Below are 4,225 nucleotides of genomic sequence, written 5' to 3' on the forward strand. Positions count from 1 at the left end.
GCCGTTCAAAGTCCGCCAACACGTTTTTTAGGCGATTTTCGGCACTTTCAAGGCTTTTCCCGTCTATTTGTACCTTTCGGGCTGTTGCGTCCTCTATGCGCTTCGTATAGACTTCAACACGCTTTAGTTCTTGATACACCAGTTCTACCGCAAGCTGCGGGTTTACCCTTGGCGTTGTATCTTTTCTTTTCCGGGGGCTGTACTGTCCCTGCTTAACGTTGGAAGCTGCCGCTTCCGGGTGTGAGTTTGTTTCCATGAGATATGTTCATTGAGTTGCACTTCAGTTTGCTTTGTGTCCGCTCGATATGGGCGAGAGTGTAGCCTTTCCCTATCTCGCTTGCCTTATACTCCGTACCGCTTCGGGCTGTGACATAGTAGCCGTTAAGTTTCCCGGTGCTTGCCCTGGCTTCCCGGACTTTAAAACCTCTCTTACCAAGTTCTTCCTTGAATTTGGTAAAGTCAAAGCCCTGCATCTTCTTCAATACGCCGTCCATGGCTTCCTTGATTTCCGCTTTGTTGACTTTGCCAATGTCCTGCGACTGTACAAAGTTCCGTTCCTTGGCTATGGCATTGGCGGCTTCCGTTGCCTTTTTCCCTATCCAGTTGTCCCGGTACAGTTCCCCGGAAAGGGAAACCCGGTTTGCCAGTATGTGCAGGTGGGCTTGCTCTTTCTTGCTCTCCGTACCGCTGTGCCGGATGATGATGTACTGGTGGTTCGCCAACCCCATGCGCTGCATGAAGTCGTTACCAAGTTCCGCCCAGTCCGCATCCGTAAAGGTGGCGCTTTCCTCTATCGAGGGGCTGACCTCGAAACGTAGGCAGTTGTTTTTTACGTTCGGAAAATCAATGTGATACGGTTTCATTTCCTGCACCATTTCCGCACCAGTACACCCATAAAGTTCATGCCGGGCTATCTCGGTGGCTACTGCCTGCCCGTTTATCTCTTTGGCGAGGTCGTACTCCAATGCCGCCACACCATGTGATATGCTTTTCCCTTTCCCTATCATCGTGAGAGTATTTTTTTGAGCTCTGTAATTAGTGCCCGGTTCTCCTCGAACACTTCCCGGTACTGGCGACCACCGAAGTAGTTGTTCAGCCGTTGGAGCGTTCCTTTCAACTGGGCTATGTCCCGGAGAAGCTGCCGTTCCTCCTCGGTGTACCTCTCCCTTGGGCGCCCCCCAAGGGACAAACTCCGGCAGTATTCCGATACGCTTAGACTGCACCGGGCTGCCTGCTCCGCAAGTGCGTCCTTTTCAAGTTCGGTACACCGGAATGTAATCTTTTCGTTCCGTCTTAGTTCCATGCCACAAAGGTAATCTTAAAATCTTTTTGAGCAAAGCGAGAAAAGCAAGAATTGTCCGACAAGGACACTTCTTGCTATATATACACATGCCGCATGGGAATACATCCACGCCAACCGCCCAGCAAAAAGCCCCGGCGTGTTAGAAAATCCCCCACAGCCTAACAAATTCTACCCCATTTCTACCCAAGGGGATTACACGCCGCAGAAGTCATCCGGGAACATGTCTTCCAGTTCGTCCAAATCAATGGTTTCTTCTTCGGACACCTCCACCCATTCAATGTTTTCTTTCCCTCTTATCGCACATGAGTACATCTCGGCGGCGGCAAGAGAAGAGAACACCTCGTGCATAGGCTCGCCGTTCTCTAACCAGTAAACACAATATTCGACCATAACAGTTTTATCATTTATCGTTGTAATGCCCCTCTACCTCCAAGATGTAGACCTCTACCACTTCCTCGTAAATGTCATAGATTATCCGGTCATGGGCGGTAATGTGTCGAGACCATGTAATATCCCCACCGCCCCTTAACGCTTCGGGATGCCCAAGCCCAGTCTTAGGGTGCTCTAACAATTCTTTGTAGATTTTCTTATACTTCTTGAACAAATTGGGGTTTGATTTCTTCCATTTGGCAATCACCTTATCCACCCCGTCGGAAACCCTAATTGTGTACATCATAGACTATCGAAATAAGCGTCAATATCCTCACTGCTTTTGAGGGTAACACACTTTCCGGATTTGATTTCTTCCCTTGCCTTGTCAATCCTTGCTTGCAGCTCCGGGGTTATCATCAAATCTTCACGACCAACTTTTACCAAAGCGTAAATCTCGTTTTTCCTGCGAATTAGTACCTGCTCGCCATTGTCAGCTTTGGTGAAAGACGCTGCGAGGTTGTTACGGTATTCTCTTACTGATAATGCTTCCATATCTGTTTGCTTTTAAATTCAGCACAAAGATAGCTATATTTCAATAAAATACAAACATTTTGTACACAAACGTGTACACGCCATAAAAACCCGTTTCCAATCCTACCGCCCGTTGGTTGGTTTTGCTTTGCTCTTTTTCCCTATCGTTTTTCTTTTTCCGACAGTAAATCAACCACTTAGCTCTATAAATTCCCCTTGTCTGTTATAAGCATCGTCTGTAATATGCTCTATCACTTCTTCGCAAACGCCCATAAATAAAGGGATTAGAACATGTGTTTCCCCACACTTTGGGAGTTTAGTCCCCACACTTTGGGAGTTTAAAAGTAAATTAGTCCCCACACTTTGGGAGTTTTACCCCTCTTTTTTTGTTTTAATGTGGGGATTGTGTATATTTGCAGCAAATCAATCGTTTATGAAAAAGAAACTACCTATTACCAAGAATAAAGATGTTGTTGTTTCATGGGTATATACATGGTCAAAACAGCAAGACATGTCCATACACGAACAAAGAATAGTTCTTCGCATACTGGAAGCGTGCCAAGCTGAACTAAAGGGAGTAAAACTGAAAGATTATGCAGGCACGAAACGCAAGTTTGAGCATGGACTTTGGGATGTTGATGCACAAATGCATGTATCTGACGTTATTTTTTCCGGACGTGATTACAATGAAATCATAGCCGCACTCGATTCTTTGGCAGGACGTTTTTTTACTTACGAAGATGACGAGGAATGGTGGAAGTGCGGATTTATATCTAACCCAAAATATAAAAAACGCACTGGCATTATAACCTTTCGTGTGTCTAACGACCTTTGGGATGTGTTTACCAAGTTCGCCAAGGGGTACAGAGAATTTGAGTTAAACAAGGCTCTTGCGCTACCTACTGGGTATTCCCTTAGGTTTTACATGTTAATGAGTGGGCAGGTGTACCCTTTGGATATATCCCTTGAAAACTTGAAAGACCGTCTTGGCATACCTGCGGACAAATACAAGGACAAGAACGGAAAAGACAGAATAGATCATTTTGAGGAAAGAGTTTTGAAACCAGCAAAGGCTGCGCTTGATGAGAGCTGCCCATACACTTTCAACTACGTGAAAGTGCGTGAAAACCCAAACAACAAACGTAGCAAGGTGACCGGGTTTAGGTTCTACCCGGTCTATCAACCACAGTTCAGAGATGAAGAACTGGAAGGGAAAGAATTGCAAGCAAAGGTTACAGCACGATATCAGATAGACAGCCATGTGTACGAGTACCTCCGTTATTCCTGCGGCTTCACATCGGAAGAGATAAACCGGAACAAAGAGACATTCATAACGGCACAAGAAAAGATAACCGACCTTATCGGAGAACTGGCTCTCCTAAACGGAAAATCACGAGAAAAGAACAATCCGAAAGGGTGGATTATAAACGCCCTTAAAGGGAAAATCAAGGATAAGTAACAAGATTACCCGGCTGAAACACTCCGGGTAATCTTGTCAAATCAGAGGAACGATTTCCATTTCTACACCAAGTTCTTTCATCTGCTGTTGTATTTCCTCGCTGCTTAGTTTCTCTCTCGCCAGTGCAAGCCCATGAAAGGCGTCCCAGCCTGCCGGCTTCGAAACGATACTACCGTTTAGGACGGCATGGGTGATTTCGCCGCCGGACTTCGCACCCTTGTTCAGTATGAAGAAGAACCGGGGTTCTTCGTGTTCCGTTGTTCCCATAATTCGTAAAGTTAGATGTTTATTTATTCCCCTTTTGTTCCCTTGCCTGCTCTTGGTAGTATTCATAATACTGCTTGTAGTTGTCCCGGTCTTTGGCTGCATCCGTCCAAAGATAGCACATGAAACAAGCGAACAATAGGGAGATAACAGCACAAAGGATTGAGTAGAACGAAATTCGTTTGTCCACATAACCGCCGTTTTTCATTCTGTACCCCTGCCGTTCAAAGTCCGCCAACACGTTTTTTAGGCGATTTTCGGCACTTTCAAGGCTTTTCCCGTCTATTTGTACCTTT

At 45.8% G+C, this 4,225-nt stretch carries 7 protein-coding genes and 2 pseudogenes; 1 reads left to right on the forward strand and 8 read right to left on the reverse strand.

Features of this window, described 5'->3' with window-relative positions; translation table 11 throughout:
* The 6 genes and pseudogenes from RE317_RS20780 to RE317_RS20805 form a co-directional block, all read right to left on the reverse strand.
* Positions 1-256 (reverse strand): annotated as a pseudogene (locus RE317_RS20780) (hypothetical protein); the annotation flags it as partial.
* Positions 213-1,007, reverse strand: a complete 795-nt coding sequence (mbpB, locus tag RE317_RS20785) for a mobilization protein MbpB (protein ID WP_007560590.1) — start codon at positions 1,005-1,007, stop codon at positions 213-215. The pseudogene RE317_RS20780 and the gene mbpB, both read right to left, overlap by 44 nt.
* On the reverse strand, positions 1,004-1,303 hold the full coding sequence (mbpA, locus tag RE317_RS20790) for a mobilization protein MbpA (protein ID WP_004327437.1): 300 nt from the start codon (positions 1,301-1,303) through the stop codon (positions 1,004-1,006). Before mbpA ends, mbpB begins: the two co-directional genes overlap by 4 nt.
* Before the next feature lie 192 nt (positions 1,304-1,495).
* On the reverse strand, positions 1,496-1,693 hold the full coding sequence (locus RE317_RS20795) for a hypothetical protein (RefSeq protein ID WP_004295503.1): 198 nt from the start codon (positions 1,691-1,693) through the stop codon (positions 1,496-1,498).
* A 10-nt stretch (positions 1,694-1,703) separates the two neighbouring features.
* Positions 1,704-1,979: a type II toxin-antitoxin system YoeB family toxin gene (locus RE317_RS20800; protein ID WP_004327436.1), complete on the reverse strand. Its 276-nt coding sequence runs from the start codon at positions 1,977-1,979 to the stop codon at positions 1,704-1,706.
* Positions 1,976-2,227, reverse strand: a complete 252-nt coding sequence (locus RE317_RS20805) for a hypothetical protein (protein WP_004295507.1) — start codon at positions 2,225-2,227, stop codon at positions 1,976-1,978. The genes RE317_RS20800 and RE317_RS20805 overlap by 4 nt, the downstream gene beginning before the upstream one ends.
* A 412-nt stretch (positions 2,228-2,639) precedes the next feature.
* Here RE317_RS20805 and RE317_RS20810 point away from each other — a divergent pair, with 412 nt between their 5' ends.
* The gene (locus RE317_RS20810) at positions 2,640-3,665 is read left to right on the forward strand and encodes a replication initiation protein (RefSeq protein ID WP_004295509.1); all 1,026 of its coding nucleotides are present in this window, start codon (positions 2,640-2,642) and stop codon (positions 3,663-3,665) included.
* A 36-nt stretch (positions 3,666-3,701) separates the two neighbouring features.
* Here RE317_RS20810 and RE317_RS20815 read toward each other — a convergent pair whose 3' ends face one another.
* Positions 3,702-3,932 carry a hypothetical protein gene (locus RE317_RS20815; RefSeq protein ID WP_004295510.1) on the reverse strand — a complete coding sequence of 77 codons (231 nt, stop codon included), beginning with the start codon at positions 3,930-3,932 and terminating at the stop codon, positions 3,702-3,704.
* Between the two features lie 19 nt (positions 3,933-3,951).
* Positions 3,952-4,225, reverse strand: a pseudogene (locus tag RE317_RS20820) (hypothetical protein); the annotation flags it as partial.

The organism is Phocaeicola sp. GP0067 (assembly GCF_031119655.1).
Lineage (GTDB): Bacteria > Bacteroidota > Bacteroidia > Bacteroidales > Bacteroidaceae > Phocaeicola > Phocaeicola vulgatus.